At 71.5% G+C, this 18,732-nt stretch carries 18 protein-coding genes; 10 read left to right on the top strand and 8 right to left on the bottom strand.

Features of this window, described 5'->3' with window-relative positions; all coding sequences use genetic code 11:
- Positions 1-13: 13 nt before the first annotated feature.
- Together IEY20_RS07920 and IEY20_RS07915 are read left to right on the top strand one after the other, a co-directional pair.
- Positions 14-1,498 (top strand): aminopeptidase P family protein, encoded by a 1,485-nt coding sequence (locus IEY20_RS07920; protein WP_175328545.1) that lies wholly within the window; start codon positions 14-16, stop codon positions 1,496-1,498.
- Between the two features lie 15 nt (positions 1,499-1,513).
- On the top strand, positions 1,514-1,990 hold the full coding sequence (locus IEY20_RS07915; protein WP_175328603.1) for a GNAT family N-acetyltransferase: 477 nt from the start codon (positions 1,514-1,516) through the stop codon (positions 1,988-1,990).
- Positions 1,991-2,230: 240 nt separating this feature from the next.
- On the opposite strand, the gene IEY20_RS07910 is transcribed toward IEY20_RS07915, so the two are convergent.
- Entirely contained in the window at positions 2,231-3,226 is a 996-nt protein-coding gene (locus tag IEY20_RS07910; protein ID WP_022905050.1) for a general stress protein, read from the bottom strand.
- A 120-nt stretch (positions 3,227-3,346) separates the two neighbouring features.
- Here IEY20_RS07910 and IEY20_RS07905 point away from each other — a divergent pair, with 120 nt between their 5' ends.
- The 5 genes from IEY20_RS07905 (at position 3,347) to IEY20_RS17365 (ending at position 8,729) form a co-directional block, all read left to right on the top strand.
- The gene (locus IEY20_RS07905; protein WP_022905049.1) at positions 3,347-4,666 is read left to right on the top strand and encodes a magnesium transporter MgtE N-terminal domain-containing protein; all 1,320 of its coding nucleotides are present in this window, start codon (positions 3,347-3,349) and stop codon (positions 4,664-4,666) included.
- Positions 4,667-4,700: 34 nt separating this feature from the next.
- Positions 4,701-5,207 (top strand): DUF1003 domain-containing protein, encoded by a 507-nt coding sequence (locus IEY20_RS07900; RefSeq protein WP_175328602.1) that lies wholly within the window; start codon positions 4,701-4,703, stop codon positions 5,205-5,207.
- Positions 5,200-6,348: a P-loop NTPase gene (locus IEY20_RS07895; RefSeq protein ID WP_175328543.1), complete on the top strand. Its 1,149-nt coding sequence runs from the start codon at positions 5,200-5,202 to the stop codon at positions 6,346-6,348. Before IEY20_RS07900 ends, IEY20_RS07895 begins: the two co-directional genes overlap by 8 nt.
- Positions 6,349-6,411: 63 nt before the next feature.
- Positions 6,412-7,260 carry a class I SAM-dependent methyltransferase gene (locus IEY20_RS07890; RefSeq protein ID WP_175328542.1) on the top strand — a complete coding sequence of 283 codons (849 nt, stop codon included), beginning with the start codon at positions 6,412-6,414 and terminating at the stop codon, positions 7,258-7,260.
- 146 nt (positions 7,261-7,406) lie between these two features.
- The gene (locus IEY20_RS17365; protein ID WP_204620476.1) at positions 7,407-8,729 is read left to right on the top strand and encodes a carbohydrate-binding protein; all 1,323 of its coding nucleotides are present in this window, start codon (positions 7,407-7,409) and stop codon (positions 8,727-8,729) included.
- Between the two features lie 94 nt (positions 8,730-8,823).
- Here IEY20_RS17365 and IEY20_RS07880 read toward each other — a convergent pair whose 3' ends face one another.
- On the bottom strand, positions 8,824-9,192 hold the full coding sequence (locus tag IEY20_RS07880) for a twin-arginine translocase TatA/TatE family subunit (protein ID WP_022905046.1): 369 nt from the start codon (positions 9,190-9,192) through the stop codon (positions 8,824-8,826).
- A gap of 64 nt (positions 9,193-9,256) precedes the next feature.
- Between IEY20_RS07880 and IEY20_RS07875 the strand changes: the two genes are divergently transcribed.
- Positions 9,257-9,889, top strand: coding sequence for an O-methyltransferase (locus IEY20_RS07875; RefSeq protein ID WP_175328541.1), 633 nt, complete (start codon positions 9,257-9,259; stop codon positions 9,887-9,889).
- Positions 9,890-9,926: 37 nt separating this feature from the next.
- Here IEY20_RS07875 and IEY20_RS07870 read toward each other — a convergent pair whose 3' ends face one another.
- Together IEY20_RS07870 and IEY20_RS07865 are read right to left on the bottom strand one after the other, a co-directional pair.
- Entirely contained in the window at positions 9,927-10,667 is a 741-nt protein-coding gene (locus IEY20_RS07870; protein ID WP_229727943.1) for an AAA family ATPase, read from the bottom strand.
- 98 nt (positions 10,668-10,765) lie between these two features.
- Positions 10,766-10,936 (bottom strand): DUF3117 domain-containing protein, encoded by a 171-nt coding sequence (locus IEY20_RS07865; RefSeq protein WP_022905043.1) that lies wholly within the window; start codon positions 10,934-10,936, stop codon positions 10,766-10,768.
- Between the two features lie 127 nt (positions 10,937-11,063).
- Between IEY20_RS07865 and IEY20_RS07860 the strand changes: the two genes are divergently transcribed.
- Positions 11,064-12,212: an AI-2E family transporter gene (locus tag IEY20_RS07860; RefSeq protein ID WP_042726901.1), complete on the top strand. Its 1,149-nt coding sequence runs from the start codon at positions 11,064-11,066 to the stop codon at positions 12,210-12,212.
- A gap of 104 nt (positions 12,213-12,316) precedes the next feature.
- On the opposite strand, the gene IEY20_RS07855 is transcribed toward IEY20_RS07860, so the two are convergent.
- Both IEY20_RS07855 and dapE read right to left on the bottom strand, forming a co-directional pair.
- Positions 12,317-13,573 (bottom strand): hypothetical protein, encoded by a 1,257-nt coding sequence (locus tag IEY20_RS07855; RefSeq protein WP_175328540.1) that lies wholly within the window; start codon positions 13,571-13,573, stop codon positions 12,317-12,319.
- The gene (dapE, locus tag IEY20_RS07850; RefSeq protein ID WP_175328539.1) at positions 13,558-14,640 is read right to left on the bottom strand and encodes a succinyl-diaminopimelate desuccinylase; all 1,083 of its coding nucleotides are present in this window, start codon (positions 14,638-14,640) and stop codon (positions 13,558-13,560) included. Before dapE ends, IEY20_RS07855 begins: the two co-directional genes overlap by 16 nt.
- A 210-nt stretch (positions 14,641-14,850) precedes the next feature.
- Between dapE and dapD the strand changes: the two genes are divergently transcribed.
- Positions 14,851-15,816, top strand: coding sequence for a 2,3,4,5-tetrahydropyridine-2,6-dicarboxylate N-succinyltransferase (gene dapD, locus IEY20_RS07845; RefSeq protein WP_175328538.1), 966 nt, complete (start codon positions 14,851-14,853; stop codon positions 15,814-15,816).
- A gap of 290 nt (positions 15,817-16,106) precedes the next feature.
- Here the strand turns inward: dapD and IEY20_RS07840 are convergent, their stop codons facing one another.
- A complete protein-coding gene (locus IEY20_RS07840) occupies positions 16,107-17,405 on the bottom strand; it encodes a citrate synthase (protein WP_022905038.1) in 1,299 nt (432 codons plus the stop codon).
- A gap of 199 nt (positions 17,406-17,604) precedes the next feature.
- A complete protein-coding gene (dapC, locus tag IEY20_RS07835; protein ID WP_188889034.1) occupies positions 17,605-18,732 on the bottom strand; it encodes a succinyldiaminopimelate transaminase in 1,128 nt (375 codons plus the stop codon).

Genomic DNA, 18,732 nt, shown 5'->3' with positions numbered 1-18,732 from the left:
CGAGGATGGAGCCATGGCCGACACCACTCCCCGCGCGACGAGCAACCGTTCCACGACTCCCGGGTCCTCGACCTTCAAGGACTACATCGGGTCGCAGTGGGCCGAGCGGGAGCGCCCGCTCCCGGAGCCGCGGGAGCAGGCCGCGTACGCCGCCGCGCGCCGCGCCCGGATCTCCGAGCTGCACCCTGGCCGCACGATCGTCGTGCCCGCCGGGCAGGCGAAGGTCCGCTCGAACGACTGCGACTACCCGTTCCGGCCGCACTCCGCGTTCGCGCACCTCACCGGCTGGGGCACCGACACGGTCGTCGGGTCCGTCCTCGTGATGACGCCGAACGGCTCCGGACACGACGCCACACTGTACTTCCGGGCGACGGCGGGCCGTGACTCCGAGGAGTTCTACGCCAACCCCGAGATCGGCGAGTTCTGGGTCGGGCCGCGCCCCTCCCTCGCGGAGGTCGCCGCAGACCTCGGGCTCGACACGGCCGACCTGGGCGATCTGGACGCGGTCGTCGACGGCCTCGACGCCACCGTGCTCGTGGTCCGCGACGCCGACACCGAGCTGACCCGCTCGTTCGACGACCGCTTCGGCAGCGTCGTCGGCGGCGCCCCGGAGCAGGACGGCGCCCCCGCCACGGACGACGTCCTCGCGCGCGACCTCTCCGAGCTCCGGCTCGTGAAGGACGCGTACGAGGTGCACGAGCTCCGCCAGGCGGTCGCCGCGACCAAGGCCGGGTTCGACGACGTGATCGCCGACTTCGACGCAGTGCTCGCGCACCCCCGCGGCGAGCGCATCGTCGAGGGCACCTTCAACCGCCGTGCCCGCGCCGACGGCAACACGGTGGGCTACGACACGATCGCGGCGTCGGGGCACCATGCGTGCATCCTGCACTGGACCCGGAACGACGGCGCCGTGCAGCCGGGCGACCTCATCCTCATCGACGCCGGCGTCGAGGTGGACTCGTTCTACACGGCCGACATCACCCGGACGCTCCCGGTCAGCGGCACCTTCACGGACGTCCAGCGGATGGTCTACGAGGCCGTGCTCGAGGCAGCCGACGCAGCGTTCGCGATCGTCAAGCCGGGCATCACCTTCCGTCAGGTGCACGCCACCGCGATGGAGGTCATCGCCCGCAAGACCGCGGAGTGGGGCTTCCTGCCCGGCACGGCGGAGGAGTCCCTGCAGCAGGACAACCAGTTCCACCGCCGCTACATGGTCCACGGAACGAGCCACCACCTCGGCCTCGACGTGCACGACTGCGCGAAGGCCCGCCGCGAGATGTACATCGACGGGATCGTGCAGCCGGGGATGGTGTTCACGATCGAGCCGGGCCTGTACTTCCAGCAGGACGACCTCACGGTGCCCGAGGAGTTCCGCGGCATCGGTGTCCGCATCGAGGACGACATCCTCGTGACCGAGGACGGCGCCGAGAACCTGTCGGTCGGCATCCCCCGGACCCCCTCGGAAGTGGAGGGGTGGATCGCCCGCTCCGGCCGTTAGCCTGAGCGGGTGACCATGCCCGAGCACACGCCGACGACGGACGACCTCGACATCGAGGTCGAGCACTTCGACTCCCCGGACGCCCAGCGACTCCGCGCAGCACAGCGTGTGGAGATCGACCGTGCGTACGGGCAGGACACCGAGCCGGGCGAGAAGCCCACGGCGGACTCGATCGCGGTGTTCTTCCTCGCTCGTGACGCCTCCGGTACGCCGCTCGGCTGCGGCGGGCTGCGGATCGTGGAGGACGGCATCACCGAGATCAAGCGCATGTACGTGCGGCCGGAGTCGCGCGGCGCCGGGGTGTCGATGGCGATCCTGCGGCGGCTGGAGGAAGCCGCGCTCGACCTCGGGTCACCGGCGCTCGTCCTCGAGACGGGCACGGAGCAGAAGCGGGCGATCGGGTTCTACGAGCGCGAGGGCTTCACGCGGATCGCCAACTTCGGCCCCTACGCGGGCGTGGCGACCTCGATCTGCTACTCGAAGGTCCTCTGACCCGCGGGTCCGCGCGTCCGTGGGTCCGCGGGTCCGTCTCCGGCAGCGCGCGTGCGGCTCTGCGTTCGGTTGGTCGCACGACATGCCGCTCACGTCCGCGCCCGGCGACATCCATCGCGACCAACGCGCACCGGGCACGGCACGTCGTGCGACCAACGCGCGCCGGACACGGCACGTCGTGCGACCGACGCGACAGCGCCGCTCCGCCGACCGCAGGCCGCCGTCATCGACGAACCGAACTCAGGACCGCGGCGACTCCTCGTCACCCGTACGGCGCTCGTCGTCCGAGGTTCGACCCGACTCCGGTGCCGACGCGGGGGTCACCCGCTCGCCGAACTGCGGCGGCGCATCCGGTCGCGCTGCCGGAGCACCGCCAGCCGGGCCCGACGCCGCCGGGTCGTACCGGGGCCCGTCGTTCGTGCCGTACCGCGGCGGCCCCGAGGGCGCTTCCGGCGCTCCACCGGCGGCACCGGGACCCGACGACCCGGCCTGCGACCCTCCGGCGCCGGTGGACGGGGTCTCCCCGTAGCGCGGACCGTCGTTCGTTCCGTAGCGCGGCGCGCCCTGCTGCGGGCCGCCGGCCGACGTGCCGGGCTGCTGCGTGCCTCCAGGCTGCTGGTGCGGCGTCGCGTGCCCGCCGTACGGGGACGGCTGCTGACGCGGCTCGGGGCGCCACGGCTCTTGCCGCGGCACCGGCGCGCCCTGCGACGAGGACGGCGACGACGCCGAGGTCCAGTGGGTCGAGGGGGTGGCGCCGAACTGCCCGAGGATCTGCTGCGCCTGCCCGGTCAGCTGCGGGTCGACCACGATCTGGTAGTTCGTGGCGAGCACCTGGTGCACGCTCGTGAAGTCGCGCTGCCGCTTCGTGATCGCGAACGAGACGATGCCGTAGAGCATGCCGAACGCGGCACCGATCAGGGCTGCGGCGAAGAAGAGGCCACCGGCCTGCGGCGAGAACAGGGTGAGCACGATGCCGAAGAAGAACCCGAGCCAGAGGCCGGACAGCGCTCCCGCGATGGCGGCGCGCCCGTAGGTCATCTTGCCGGTGACGCGCTCGACGGTCTTGAGGTCGTTGCCGACGATGGCGATCTTCGCGACCGGGAAGTCCGACTCGGCGAGCTTCGCGACGACGCGCTGCGCCTCCGGGTAGCTGTCGTAGGTGCCGAGGACGTCGCCGCGCGGCAGTGTCGGGAATGCCTGGGCCGTCCGGCCGCCGAAGGGGCTCTGATTGCTCACACAGCCATCATCCACCGGACACCTTGCAATCGCACGTGCACTCCCAGGGAGGCCGCCGACCGGCGCCCCGACGACCGGGGCTCCACCGACCCGGGCCCACCGACCGACTACGCTGGTCGAGTGAGCGCCACGAAGGTCTTCGTCGCCCGCCTCGCCGGGTGCTCCGTCTTCGACCCCGCGGGCGACCGCGTCGGCCGCGTCCGGGACGTCCTCGTGGTCTACAGACGGGTCGATGCCCCGCGGGTCGTGGGGCTCATCGTCGAGGTCCCCGGCAAGCGCCGCATCTTCGTCTCGGTCGGCCGCATCACCTCGATCGGAGCCGGGCAGGTGATCACGACCGGGCTCGTCAACATGCGCCGCTTCGAGCAGCGCGGCGGCGAGGTCCGGGTGATCGCGGAGATGCTCGGCCGCAAGGTGCTCATCAAGAACCAGCGCATCCGGGCGACGATCGAGGACGTCGCGATCGAGGACCGCGGGCAGGGCGACTGGGAGGTCTCGCAGCTCTTCCTCCGCAAGCCGAAGACGACACCGTCCCCGTTCGGCAAGGGTCCGACGACCTTCGCGTCCTGGAACGAGGTCACCGAGGACGAACTCCCCGGCGAGGCCCAGTCCGCCGAGCACGTCATCGCCGCCTACTCCGACCTGCTGCCGGCCGACCTCGCGTCGACCCTGCTCGACCTCCCCGAGGAGCGTCGCTTCGAGGTCGCCGAGGAACTCCCGGACGACCGGCTCGCCGACGTCCTCGAGGAGATGCCCGACCAGGAGCGCATCGAGATCCTCAGCCGCCTCGAGGACGCCCGCGCCGCCGACGTCCTCGACCAGATGCAGCCCGACGACGCCGCCGACGTCCTCGCCCAGTTCCCGGACGACCGCAGCGAGGCCCTCCTCCAGCTCATGGAGCCGGAGGAGGCCCAGGACGTCCGCATGCTCCTCGAGTACGAGCCCGACACGGCCGGTGGTCTCATGACGACCGAGCCGGTGATCGTCTCGGCGGACGCGACCGTGGCGGAGGGGCTCGCGCTGGTGCGTCGGCACGAACTCGCCCCGGCCCTCGGTGCGAGCGTGTGCGTCGTGCTCCCGCCGTACGAGCCGCCGACCGGCCGGTTCCTCGGCCTCGTGCACTTCCAACGGATGCTGCGCTACCCGCCGAACGAGCGGCTCGGCACGCTCATCGACCAGCAGACCGAGCCGGTCCGGGTCGACGCGAGCGCCGCGGAGGTCACGCGCATCATGGCGACCTACAACCTGCTGTCCGTCCCCGTGGTCGACGACGCCCACCGACTCGTCGGGGTGGTGACGATCGACGACGTCCTCGACCACGTCCTGCCGGACGACTGGCGAAGTCAGGGCGAGGGGGAACCCTCACCACTGCCACGCCAACGCTCGCGCAAGACGCCCGTGACCACGGGAAGGAGGACCACCCTTGGCCCGAACGGATGACACCCGCCAGGAGCGCCTGGACTCCCCGAAGGGCATGCGCACCCGCGTGCTGCCGACGCGCCGTCGCGGCCGTGGCGACACCTTCGGTCGCGCCACCGAGGGCATCGCCCGAGCCATGGGCACGCCCTGGTTCCTGGTCGGCCTGACCCTCTTCTGCGCGGTCTGGATGGGCTACAACGCCCTCGCGCCGAAGTCGTGGCAGTTCGACTCCGCCGCGATCGGTTTCACCGCGCTGACCCTCGTGCTGTCGCTCCAGGCGTCCTACGCCGCGCCGCTCATCCTGCTCGCGCAGAACCGGCAGGACGACCGTGACCGCGTGCAGTTCGAGCAGGACCGGCAGCGCGCGGAACGGAACCTCGCGGACACCGAGTACCTCGCCCGCGAGGTCGTCGCGCTGCGCCTCGCGATGCGGGACATGGCGTCGAAGGACTTCATCCGGGCCGAGCTCCGGTCGCTGCTCGAGGAGCTCGACCGGCGCGACGCCGACGGTGCCGGCCTCGCCGGGTTCGCCGACGAGGCCGGTTCCGGCGCACGTGGCTGACGACGAGCAGCTGGGCGGCGCGGTCCTCGCGGCCCTCAGCCGGGTGATCGACCCCGAGATCCGCCGGCCCGTCACGGAGCTCGACATGATCCGTGGGGTCGACGTCCAGCCGGGAGGCACGGTGCGCGTCGACCTGCAACTCACGATCACCGGGTGCCCGGCCGCCGACACGATCGAGCGCGACGTGCGCGCCGCCGCCGGGTCCGTGGACGGCGTCACCGCGGTCGACGTCGACGTCTCCGTGATGTCCCCGGCGACCCGCGCCGCCCTCACCGACCGGCTCAGGGCGGGTCGCCCGCGCGGCGTGCAGTTCACGCCCGACTCGCTGACCCGGGTGGTCGCCGTGACGAGCGGGAAGGGCGGCGTCGGCAAGTCGACGGTCGCCGCGAACCTCGCGGTCGCGCTCGCAGCACGGGGACAGCGTGTGGGCATCGTCGACGTCGACGTGCACGGCTTCAGCATCCCGGGACTCATGGGCCTGACGGACGAGCACGGCGTGGCTCCCCGTCCGACCCGGGTGGACAGCATGATCCTGCCGCCCGTGGCACACGACGTGAAGGTCGTCTCGATCGGCATGTTCGTCGACGACGTCTCGACCGCCGTGTCGTGGCGCGGGCCGATGCTGCACCGGACGGTGTCGCAGTTCCTCACCGACGTGTTCTTCGGCGACCTCGACGTGCTGCTGCTCGACCTCCCGCCGGGTACGGGCGACGTGGCGATCTCGGTCGGTCAGCTGCTCCCCCACGCCGAGGTCCTGGTCGTGACCACCCCGCAGGCCGCGGCGGCCGACGTCGCCGAGCGCAGCGGGATCGTCGCGCGGCAGACCGGGCAGCGGGTGATCGGCGTGGTCGAGAACATGGCCGGACTCGTGCAGCCGGACGGTTCGGTGCTGCACCTGTTCGGCGAGGGCGGTGGCGACGAGACCGCGGCCCGGCTGTCCCGCGGCCAGGACGCTCCGGTGCCGGTCCTCGGCCGGGTGCCGCTGTCGGTGCCGTTGCGGGAGGGCGGGGACTCCGGTGTGCCCGTGGTGCTCGGCGCGCCCGACGACCACGCTGCCGTGGCCCTCACGGCGATCGCGGAGCGGTTGACCACGATGGGCCGCGGGCTGGCGGGGCGGAAGCTCGGGCTGTCGGTCGGCTGAACCGCGCCCGGGGTCGTGCTGCGCGCACCGGGGTCGAGCGGTCCGCTCGGTAGGGTCGACGGCATGAGCACTGATCACGTCAGCGTCGACTGGGAGCAGGCCCGCGACACGAACCGCGCGAACTGGGACGACCGCGTCCCGATCCACGAGGGCGCCTACGAGATCGACGCGCTGGACGACCCGGCGCACCGGTCGGGAGTCGTCCGCGCGGACCTCCCCGTCCTGGCGCGCTGGCTGCCCGGCGGCTCGCTCGACGGGCTCGACCTCTGCCACCTCCAGTGCCACATCGGCACCGACACGGTGTCGCTCGCGCGGGAGGGTGCACGGGTGACCGGCGTGGACTTCTCCCCCGCCGCGCTCGCATCCGCCCGTGCCCTCGCCGACCGACTCGGACTCGACGTCACCTGGGTCGAGACGGACGTCCTGGACGCACGAGCGGCGGTCCCCGGCGACTTCGACGTGGTCTACACGAGCATCGGCACGATCTGCTGGCTCGACGACCTCGAGCGTTGGGCCGCGCAGGTCGCCGCACTGCTCCGCCCCGGTGGCGTGTTCTTCATCCGTGACGGACACCCGGCGCTCTACGCCCTCGATGAAGCCGCCGACGAACTCGTCGCCCGTCACCGGTACTTCGCCGACGGCACCGCGCAGCAGTGGGACGACTCGGGCACGTACGCGGGTGACGGGACCGTCGCGAACACCCGGACGTACGAGTGGCCGCACCCGCTGTCCGAGATCGTGGACGCCCTCCTCGGGGCCGGGCTGCGGCTGCGCCTCCTCGACGAGGGCCGGACGTTGCCGTGGCGGTTCAGCCAGCGCATGGAGGACACCGGTGACGGCGAGTTCGCCTGGCCGGGCTCCGATCGCGACCGGGTCCCGACCACCTTCACCGTCGTCGCGACGAAGGACTGATCCCGAGACCTGTACGTCCTTTCATGGACAGGTCGTTCCACGCAGGTGCATTGTGCAGGGGTATTCCACAATGCTCCTGCGGAATCGGATCCGCAGGGGTTCCAGCCCGCCCGGCGACGATGCCGGGCCGAGGACAGGAGAACCGTGTGATCAGCAGGACCAGGACCAGGACCAGGATCGGCATCGTCGCGGTGGTGGCGGCAGCGCTCGCGGGCGGCGCCGTCGTCGCAGCCCCGGCGACCGCCGCCACACCGGCGTGCGCGACCGCGTGGAGCGCGGGCACCGCGTACTCCGGCGGCGCCACCGTGAGCGAGAACGGCACCAACTACACCGCGAACTGGTGGACGCAGGGCGATGATCCGGCGACGCACTCGGGAGCGACCGGGAGCGGGCACCCGTGGAGCTCGACCGGTGCCTGCAGCGGGACGAGCACCGGAGGCGGGACCGGCACCGGTGGCGGGACGGGTACCGGTGGCGGCACGGGGACCGGCGGCGGCACCGGGACCGGCGGCAGCGGCGGCACCGCGAGCGGACTGGTCTTCAGCCCGTACAAGGACGTCACGGTGAACCTCGACTGGAACACGAACGTCATGAACACGGCGATCACCGGGACGCGCATCCCCGTCGTCGGATCGTCGAACAGCCTCGTGTCGACCCGCGAGCCGGGACTGAAGGCCATCACCCTCGCGTTCGCGACGGGCACCTGCGGTAGCGAGAACTGGGGCGGCGTCGCCGCCGATGCGTTCGCGAGCGCCAACATCCCGAAGCTCGACGCCGCGGGGGTGAACTACATCGTCAGCACCGGCGGCGCTGCTGGGTCCTTCACGTGCTCGGGGACGGCACTGCAGTCCTTCATCGCCCGGTACGCGACCTCGCACATGATCGGCGTCGACTTCGACATCGAGAGCGGACAGTCGACCGCCGACGTGCAGAACCTCGTGAACGCCGCGGCACTCGCGCAAGCGAAGTACCCGGGCATGCGGTTCTCGTTCACGCTCGCGACCCTCGCTGCGTCCGACGGGTCGTACGGCGGCCTGAACAGCACCGGTGACGCCGTCGTCAAGGCCATCAAGGCGTCGACGCTGACCCACTACACGGTCAACCTCATGACGATGGACTTCGGGCGGGCCACCACCGCGAACTGCGTCCTCTCCGGATCGACGTGCGCGATGGGACGGTCGGCGATCCAGGCCGTCACGAACCTCGAGCACACCTACGGCATCGCCCCGTCGAAGATCGAGGTCACCCCGATGCTCGGCGTGAACGACGCCTCGGACGAGGTCTTCACCCTCGCCGACGTGGACACGCTGACGTCCTACGCGAAGGCGAACGGCCTGGCCGGCATCCACGTGTGGTCGCTCGACCGTGACACGCCGTGCTCCTCGACGACGGCGATGGCGACGTGCAGCTCGGTCCCGAGCGCACCGGCACTCGCGTGGACCGACCGGTTCCTCGCCGACCTGCAGTAGACGCCACCACGTGACGGCCTGGAGGCCCGGTGCCGGCTGGCACCGGGCCTCCAGGCCGTCGTCCGGTCACCTGCCGGACCGTCGGCCCGCGTCGTCAGGTGGCTTCGTTGTCGAAGGGGGCCGCCTCGCCGGCCGCGAGCGGCACCACGGGTGCCGTCGCGCGGACCTTCGACGCCGTGACCTGCGCCGTCTCGACGGCAGCGACGCTGCCACCGCTGTCGAGCAGCGCGTCACGGATGATGCGACGGGGGTCGTACTGCCGGGGATCGAGCTTCTGCCACTCGATATCGTCGAACTCGGGGCCCATCTCGTCGCGCATCCGCTCCTTCGCGGTGTCGGCGAACCGGCGGACGGCCTTGACGAAGTCGGCGAGCTTCGCGGCGTACGTGGGCAAGCGCTGCGGCCCGACGATCAGGACAGCGATGATCCCGATGACCAGGAACTTCTCGAAGCCGTCGAACACGGTACGAGCGTAACCGGTCCGCCCCGCGCATCACCCGTAGAGTTGTCCTCCGAACGGAGTGTGCGTGTCAGAGAAAGAGTCGAACTGGAAGTTCGCCGAGGACATCGTCGCCGAACCCGAGACGATCGCCCGCGCGCGTGAGCACTCGCTGGAGCTCGGGGCCGAGGCGATCTCCCCTGCCATCGGTGCGCAGATCAGCGTGATCGCCGCGGCGTCGCGGGCGACGAGCATCATCGAGATCGGCACCGGGCTCGGCGTCTCCGGGTTGTACCTGCTCGCCGGCGCACCCGAGGCGACCCTGACCACGATCGACGTCGAGGTCGACCACCAGCAGGCGGCCCGGGACGCGTTCCTCGCCGCCGGCACCGCTCCCGCGCGCATCCGGCTCATCCCCGGGCGGGCGAACCAGGTGCTCCCCCGGATGAACGAGGCCTCGTACGACGTCGTGCTCGTCGACGCCGACCCGGAGCACGTGATCGAGTACGTCGAGCACGGACTGCGGCTCGCACGCCTCGGCGGGACCGTGCTGGTGCCGCACGCGCTCTGGCGGGGACGCGTGGCGGACCCGGTGAAGCGGGACCGCGCGACGACCGACTTCCGACTGCTCCTCACCGAGGTGTCGACCTCCGGTGCGGTCCGGAGTGCGCTGTCGCCCGCCGGCGACGGGCTGCTGCAGCTCACCAAGCTCACGGCGTAGTCGGGCTCCTCGGGTCACGTCGTCGGGCTCGTCAGGGTCAGTCGTCCTCGTCACGGAGGTGGCGCAGGTAGCGTTCCGGGGACTCGAGGAACGACCGCTGGTGCCGGACGAGGTCCAGGTCCTCCCATGCCGTGCGGCGGAGCCCCCACTCCCCCACCTCGTGGATCGTCGCGCCGGGGAACGCGGCCAGCACCGGTGAGTGCGTCGAGAGGATGACCTGGCCCACACCGCTCTCCACGATGGACTGCAGGAGGCCGATCAGGGCCAGGCACCCGGAGAACGACAGCGCCGACTCCGGCTCGTCGAGGATCCAGAGCCCGGGCCACCGCGCACGGTCGATGACGAAGTCGAGGAAGGACTCGCCGTGGCTGCGCTCGTGGAACACCGGCTCGGGTCGGCTCAGGTTCGGGTGCTCCTCGAGGTGGGTGAAGAACCCGTGCATGGTCTCGGCGCGGAGGAAGAACCCGCCCCGGGGAGCACCGAAGTCGCGACGGAGGCGGATGTGCTCGCACAGCATCGACTCCGACGGTCTCGTGGAGTGCCGCGAGCCCGTGCCGCCGCCCTCCGGCCCCATCCCGAACTGCAGCGCGATCGCCTCGACGATCGTCGACTTGCCGACGCCGTTGTCGCCGACGAACACGGTCACGGGGTCGAGGTCGAGCCCCTCGTCGAGCAGCTGCCGGACGGGCGGCAGCGTCGCCGGCCAGACGTCGCGGGGCATCGGACCCGGGTCGTTGAACTCCTCGACCCGGGTGATCGGCATGTGGGACCTGCGCACGAGGACATCCTGCCCGGCGCCACCGACGGCCCCGGTCCGGACGCGACGGAGCCCGGAGCGTACGCGCTCCGGGCTCCGTCGTTCAGTGCTTCGACGGACTAGGCCGAGACGACCTCGGCGAGTGCGTCGTGGAGTTCCTTGGCCTCGGCATCGTTGACCGAGACGACCAGGCGGCCTCCACCCTCGAGCGGAACCCGCACGACGATGAGTCGACCCTCCTTAACAGCCTCCATCGGCCCGTCACCGGTCCTCGGCTTCATGGCTGCCATCAGATGTCCCCTTTCGTGCAGTACATGCCGTCCCATTATCCCGTATCGGAGGGGCAACTGCGAAACCGCCCAGGTTGGGGGTCGCGAAACGCGACGTTCTCGCGGCCTTCCTCCCTAACCTTGGCGGATGCCGAACATCCGCTCAATGCTCCGCGGAGCCGAATCCGCAACCGCCGAGGACTCCGTACCCGCGGGCATGCGCATCGCCGCGGCGTTCTCGTGGCGCATGCTCGTCGTCGGCGCGGCCCTCGCCGTCGTCGTCCTCCTCGTGGTGCTCCTGCAGGACATCGTCGTCCCGTTCCTCATCGGGCTGCTGCTCTGCGCGTTGCTCGTCCCGATGTCGTCGTTCCTCCGACGGCACCACTGGCCGAAGTGGACCGCGATCCTCACCAGCCTGGTCTCGGTGCTCGTCGCGATCGGCGGCCTCGGGCTCATCGTCACCGCGCAGATCCGGTACGATCTGCCGTCGCTCGAGAAGCGCCTGCACAACAGCATCTCCTCCCTGCAGACGCTGCTCGCCTCGGAGCCGTTCGGCATCACCGCCAGCCAGGTCAACCGCTGGATCTCGGACGGCTCCGACTACCTGCAGTCGCACGCCTCGTCGATCTTCTCGGGCTTCCTCGCCGCGGGCTCCGGCGCGATCCACGTCTTCGAGGGGCTGTTCATCATCGTCTTCACGACGCTGTTCGTGCTCATCGACGGGCCACGCATCTGGCAGTGGGTCGTCCGCATCTTCCCCCGACGTGCCCGCGCCCGCATCGACGTCGCCGGTCACGCCGGATGGAAGACGCTCACGAGCTTCATCCGCGTGCAGCTCGTCGTGGCGATCACCGACGCGCTCGGCGTGGTCATCGGCGCGCTCATCCTGCAGATCCCGCTCGCGATCCCGATCGGCGTCATCGTGTTCTTCGGCGCGTTCGTGCCCGTCGTCGGCGCGATCGTCGCCGGCATCGTCGCCGTGGTGATCGCGCTCGTGTTCAACGGCTGGGTGCCGGCGCTCATCATGCTCGGCATCATCGTCCTCGTGCAGCAGCTCGAGAGCCACGTCCTGCACCCGTTCCTGACCGGCAGCGCCGTGAAGGTGCACCCGCTCGGCGTCGTCCTCGGCGTCACCGCCGGCACGACGATCGCCGGAGTCGTCGGCGCGTTCTTCGCCGTGCCGTTCATCGCCACGGTGAACGCGATGGTGAACGCCGCGGCCGCGTGGCGCCCGGAGGACGGTGTGCCGCTGTCCGACATCGAGCGCATCGAGCGGCACGAACCGGCCGAGGACTAGCGGACGGCGCTGACGGACGGCGTCGGCGGGAGCGCCTCCCGTCGCGGCAGCCGCTCCGCGCGGTCAGCCGTGCTGAGCAGCCTCGTGCGACTGCGCCGCACCGATCACGGCGGCGTCCAGTCGTAGCCGTCGACCCACCAGTTCGCGTACAGCCACACCCACTGCAGCACGAGCGCGACGACGACCAACAGCACCCGGTAGGTCTTGGACCGCGGCAGCGCCACCACGGCGAGCAGCGGCGCGATGGGCAGCAGGATCCGCCACGTGCTCGACTGCGGGAAGAACACCGCGAGCAGGTAGACCAGGTAGGCGACCGCCCAGAGCCGCAGCTCGAGTCCGACCCGACGCGCCGCCGGCACGAACAGGAGCACTCCGACCGCGGCGAGTCCGATCGGGATCGCCAGCGCGGCGACCCAGCCGCCCGGCCAGCCCAGCCACCAGGCGAACCCCTCGACCCACGGGGAGAAGGGCACGAGTTCGCCCCACCCGACGTACGACGAGCGCCACGCGAGCTCGGTGTCGGTGTACGCCTTCGGCACACCGGTCACCGCCCACGCGATCGCCGGCCAGGCGAGGCCGACGGCCCCGGAGACGACCGCGACGAGCGCCGGCGGCAGCGCGGACCGCAGCGTGGGTCGGGCGGGTTCACGGACCCATGCCGGTCGGAACCACCAGACCGCGAGGAACAGCACGAGGAAGAACGCGAACGCCAGGCCGGTGGGACGGGTCATGCCGAGCAGCAGCACCACGGGGAGCATCGTCCACCAGCGGCGGTCGACCGCGAGGAGCAGCGCCACCAGCAGGAGGAACAGGCCCATCGCCTCCGCGTACGCGACCTGGAACATGACCGAGGTCGGCGCGACGCACAGCAGCACGGTGGCGAACGTCGCACGCGGCGCATCGAGGAAGCGGCCGACGAGCCGACGGAACACGAGCGCCGCACCCCAGCCCGCCACGAGGGACACCGTGACCGCCACCGCCTCGAACGACGCTCCGGTGAGGAGCATCAGCCCGCGCACGAGGAACGGGTACGCCGGCATGAAGGCCCACGCGTTCTCGGTGACGTGCCCGGCTGCGTCCACCGGCAGTGTGGAGGGGTAGCCCCCGGTGGCGATGACGCGGTACCAGGCGCCGTCCCAGATCGATGCGAAGGCCAGGTAGGACGGGTGCTCGGCCGTGAACGAGTTCGCCGACTGCACCGCCGCGAAGCCCTGCATCATCACGGTGGTGACGGTGCGGGCGAGGACGTAGACCACGGTGATCCGCGCCCACCACGGCACCGCACGGTAGCGAGCTCGCCACCGGACGGCCGAACGGGACCGTGCGCGGAGCGTCCCGCCGGTCGTCAGGCGGTCAGCCACCGACGGAGGCCGTCCTCGACCGAGGTGATCTGCGCGAGCGGGACCTGCTCGTCGTCGTGGTGCGCGAAGACCGGCTCGCCCGGGCCGTAGTTGACCGCGGGGACCCCGAGGGCGGAGAAGCGGGCGACGTCGGTCCAGCCGTACTTCGGCCGGGGCGCGGGACCGCCGACCGCGGCGACGAACTCCTGGGCGAGCGGCGCGTCCGGCCCGGGGCGGGCGCCGGCGGCGAGGTCGACGATCTGCACGTCGTACCCGTCGAACAGCTCGCGGATGTGCGCGACGGCCTCGTCCGCGCTACGCGACGGGGCGAACCGGTAGTTCACGTGGACCATGACCTCGTCCGGGATCACGTTGCCGGCGATGCCGCCCGTGATGCCCACGGCGTTCAGGCCCTCGCGGTACTCGAGCCCGTCGACCGTGACCGTGCGCGGCTCGTACGCCGCGAGCGTCGCGAGGACCGGAGCAGCCTTGTGGATCGCGTTGTCGCCGATCCAGCTCCGGGCACTGTGCGAGCGCTTGCCGTACGCACGGACCTCGGCGCGGAGGTTGCCGTTGCACCCGCCCTCGATCTGCGCTCCGGACGGCTCGCCGAGGATGGCGAAGTCGCCGGCGAGGAGCTCCGGCCGGGTCCGCGCCAGGCGACCGAGGCCGTTCAGCGCGTCGCTCACCTCTTCGTGGTCGTAGAAGACCCACGTCACGTCGTTCGTCGGCTCGGCGAGGTCGTACGCGAGCTTCAGCTGCACGGCGACGCCGGCCTTCATGTCGACGGTGCCGCGGCCCCAGAGGATCTCGGTGCCGTCCTCCGCCGTGCGGAACTCGGTCGGCAGGTTGTCGTTGAGCGGCACGGTGTCGATGTGCCCGGCGATGACCACCCGGCGGTCGCGGCCGAGGGTCGTCCGCGCGACGATCGCGTCGCCGTCGCGCGTGACCTCGAGGTGCGGCAGCGGCGCGAGGGCCGCCTCGATCGCGTCGGCGAGGGCGCCTTCGTTGCCCGACACCGACTCGATGTCGCAGATGGCACGCGTGATGTCGATGGACGAGGCGGTGAGGTCGAGCGGCTCCGGCATGCGGGCAGCCTACCGGCCGACCCTTGCCACCCCCACCGAGCCGACCACCTGTGGAACGTCGGCCGCTCGTCCACAGGTGGGCGTGCCTCCCGGCCGGCCCACCGGGACAGGGCGCCTGCGTGTGCGCCGTCCTGGAGGCCCGCGACGGGTCATCCACAGGCCGTCCAGCCGGACGGTGGTCGGCTCCGGCACCTCGGTACCCTTGGTCCCGTGACCGACACGACCGCCACCGACCGCCCGACCACCGCCTGGGGCCACGGCCTCGCGACGATCGCCGCCGACGGCACGACGCTCGACACCTGGTACCCCGAGACGCACCTCGGCCCGGTGCCCGCCGACGCCGCGTTCCCCGCCGAGCTGCAGGCGCACGTCGGCGACGACCCGCGCCGCGCCGTCACGATCGAGGCCGTCACGACCGAGGTCACGATCGACGCCGCCCCTGCGAGCACGCCTGACGCGTACCTCCGCCTGCACCTGCTCAGCCACCTGCACGTCCGCCCGAACGAGGTGAACCTCGACGGCGTGTTCGCGCACCTGCCGATCGTCGCGTGGACCAACGCGGGCCCCGTCGCCCCGGCGGACCTCACCCGCCTCCGTCCGGCGCTCCAGCGGGCCGGGATCGCGGTGCACGCGATCGACAAGTTCCCGCGCCTGGTCGACTACGTCGTGCCGGACCGCGTGCGCATCGGCGACGCCAACCGCGTGCGCCTCGGTGCACACCTCGCCCCCGGGACCACCGTCATGCACGAGGGCTTCGTGAACTTCAACGCCGGCACCCTCGGCGACGCCATGATCGAGGGACGTGTCTCGCAGGGTGTCGTCGTCGGCGACGGCACCGACATCGGCGGCGGCGCGTCCATCATGGGCACGCTCTCCGGCGGCGGGACCCACCGCGTCTCCCTCGGCGCGCGGGCACTCCTCGGGGCGAACGCGGGGCTCGGCATCTCCCTCGGCGACGACTCCGTGGTCGAGGCCGGTCTCTACGTGACGGCCGGCACGAAGGTCGTCCTCGTCGGTGCCGCCCCGAACCCGGACGGAACGGCGAAGACCGTCAAGGCCGCCGAGCTGTCGGGCACGCCGAACATCCTGTTCCGCCGCAACTCCGTGACCGGCGCGGTCGAGGCCCTGCAGCGCCAGGGGCAGGGCATCCAGCTCAACACCGCGCTGCACGCGTAGCGCCACGCGCACGCGCACCCGATCGGAGGCCCGGTGCCGGTCCACGCGACCGGCACCGGGCCTCCAGGCGGTGGCGGTCGCGATCGTCAGTGAACACGCCCACCGCGCGCCGGACTGCACGCACCCGTGCGCCTGTGCCGGCCGGTGCGAGCGGTCACGACGCCCCGCTCACGTTCGCCGGACGGTCAAGAACTGTCGTCCTCGGCGCCGCCACCCGACAGATCGTGACCGCTCGGCGGACTTGAGCGGGGTGTCGCGACCGACCCCGGACCCCGGACCGCACCCGACGCCTACCGCGCCGGCAGGTCCCGCTCGGGGTGCCCCACGTACAGCTGCTGCGGACGCCCGATCTTGTTCAGCGGGTCGTTGTTCAGCTCCCGCCACTGCGCGATCCAGCCGGGCAGCCGCCCGATCGCGAACAGCACCGTGAACATCCGCGGCGGGAAGCCCATCGCCTTGTAGATGATGCCCGTGTAGAAGTCGACGTTCGGGTAGAGCTTGCGGCTGACGAAGTACTCGTCCTCGAGCGCGATCTGCTCGAGCTCCATCGCGATGTCGAGCAGGTCGTCCTGCACGCCGAGCGCCTCGAGCACCTCGTGCGCGGACTCCTTCACGAGCTTCGCGCGCGGATCGTAGTTCTTGTACACGCGGTGCCCGAAGCCCATGAGCTTCACGCCGCGCTCCTTGTTCTTCACCCGCTCGACGAACCGCGACACCGGCTCGCCGGAGTCCTTGATCTGCTGGAGCATCTCGAGCACGGCCTCGTTCGCACCGCCGTGGAGCGGCCCGTACAGGGCGTTGATGCCCGCCGAGATCGAGGCGAACATGTTCGCCTTCGTCGACCCGACCAGGCGCACCGTCGCGGTCGAGGCGTTCTGCTCGTGGTCCTCGTGCAGGATGAGCAGCCGCTCGAGCGCCTTCGACAGCACCGGGTTCGGCACGTACGTCTCGGCCATGGTGCCGAAGTTCAGTCGGAGGAAGTTGTCGACGAACGACAGCGAGTTGTCCGGGTAGAGGAACGCCTGGCCGATCGCCTTCTTGTGCGCGTAGGCGGCGATGACCGGGAGCTTCGCGAGGAGCCGGACGGTCTGGAGCTCGACCTTCTCGGGGTCGTCGACTTCCATGTCGGCCTCGTAGTACGTCGACAGGGCGCTCACCGCGCTGGAGAGGACCGACATCGGGTGCGCCGAGTGCGGGAGGGCGTCGAACAGGCGACGGAGGTCCTCGTGCAGCAGCGTGTGCCGCCGGATCCGCGCGTCGAAGGACTCCAGCTCGGCCGCGGTGGGCAACTCGCCGTAGATGAGGAGCCAGGCGACCTCGAGGAAGGTGCAGTTCGACGCCACCTGGTCGATCGGGTAGCCGCGGTAGCGCAGGATCCCCTGGTCGCCGTCGATGTACGTGATCGCGCTCTTCGTCGAGCCGGTGTTCACGAAGCCGTAGTCGAGGGTGTTCATCCCCGTCTGCTTCTTGAAGGTCGAGATGTCCACCGTGGACGCACCGTCGACGCTCGGCAGGATCGGGAACTCCGCCGAGCCACCCGGGTACGTCAGCGTCGCGGTCGCGGTCTGCTGCTCGGCAGCCGGGCTCACGGGGACGGGCGTGGTGGGCGGTGTGGCCGTCTTCTGAGCGTCGTTGGCAGTGTCAGTCACGGTGACAGCCTAATCGCGCGCACTGTCGGTCGTGCACACCCCCGTGCTCCGGGATTGGTGGGAACCACGGATTGCGCTGGCAGCGCACCACGTGGTGCGCGCCGGACGGGAGGCACGACACCCGCCCGACGGACCCCGTTCAGTCCGCGTCCACCCGGCCCACACGTCGGCCGCTCGCGAGCCGCTGCGCGGCCGCGGCGATCCGGTCGTCGGTGGCGGTGAGCGCCACCCGGACGTGCTCGGCCCCGGCAGCGCCGTAGAAGGTGCCGGGAGCGACGAGGATACCGTGGTCGGCCAGCCAGGCGACGGTGTCGAGCGCGGGTTCGCCCCGCGTCACCCAGAGGTAGAGCCCGGCCTCGCTGTGGTCGATCCGGAAGCCGGCGCCGTCGAGTGCCCGTCGGAGCATGTTCCGCCGGGTGCGGTAGCGCGCCTTCTGCTGCTGCACGTGGGACTCGTCCTCGAGCGCGACGATCATCGCCTGCTGCACGGGCAGCGGCGGCATCATGCCGGTGTGCTTGCGGACGGCGAGGACGTCCGCGAGCAGGTCGGCGTCGCCGGCCACGAACGCCGCCCGGTACCCGGCGAGGTTCGACTGCTTCGAGAGCGAGTAGACGCTGAGGACACCCGCGAGCGAGTCGCCCACGACCCGGGGGTCGAGGATGGTCGGCGTCGGAGCGGCGTCGTACGGCGGCTCCCACCCGAGCTCGGCGTAGCACTCGTCGCCGACGATGACCGCACCGAGCTCCCGTGCACGCTCGACCGCGGCCCGGAGCTGCTCGACCGAGAGCACGCGGCCGTCGGGGTTCCCCGGGGAGTTCAGCCAGACGAGCTTCGTCGTGGCGGGCCACGCGGCAGGGTCGTCGGAGGCGAACGCAGTGGCACCGACGAGCGCGGCACCGAGCTCGTACGTCGGGTACGCGGCCTCGGGGAACACGACGGTGTCGCCGCGGCCGATGCCGAGCCAGAGCGCGAGGCCCGCGATGAACTCCTTCGACCCGATGGTCGGCAGCACCTGGTCCGCGGTCAGCGTCACGCCCTGCCGGCGGCCGTACCAGGCGGCGATGGCTTCGCGCAGGGCGGGCGTCCCGGCGACCTGCGGGTAGGCGTGCGCGTCGGTGGCCTCGGCGAGCGCGCGACGGACGAGTTCGGGCGTCGGGTCGACGGGCGAGCCGACGCTGAGGTCGACGATGCCGCCCTCGTGCGCGGCCGCGCGCTGCTTGTACGGGACGAGCTGGTCCCAGGGGAAGTCGGGGAGGTCGAGCGCCAC

Origin of the sequence: Curtobacterium luteum (genome assembly GCF_014646995.1) — a bacterium.
In the GTDB taxonomy this organism is placed as follows: Bacteria; Actinomycetota; Actinomycetes; order Actinomycetales; family Microbacteriaceae; genus Curtobacterium; species Curtobacterium luteum.
This window is presented reverse-complemented; position numbering and strand designations above follow the sequence as displayed.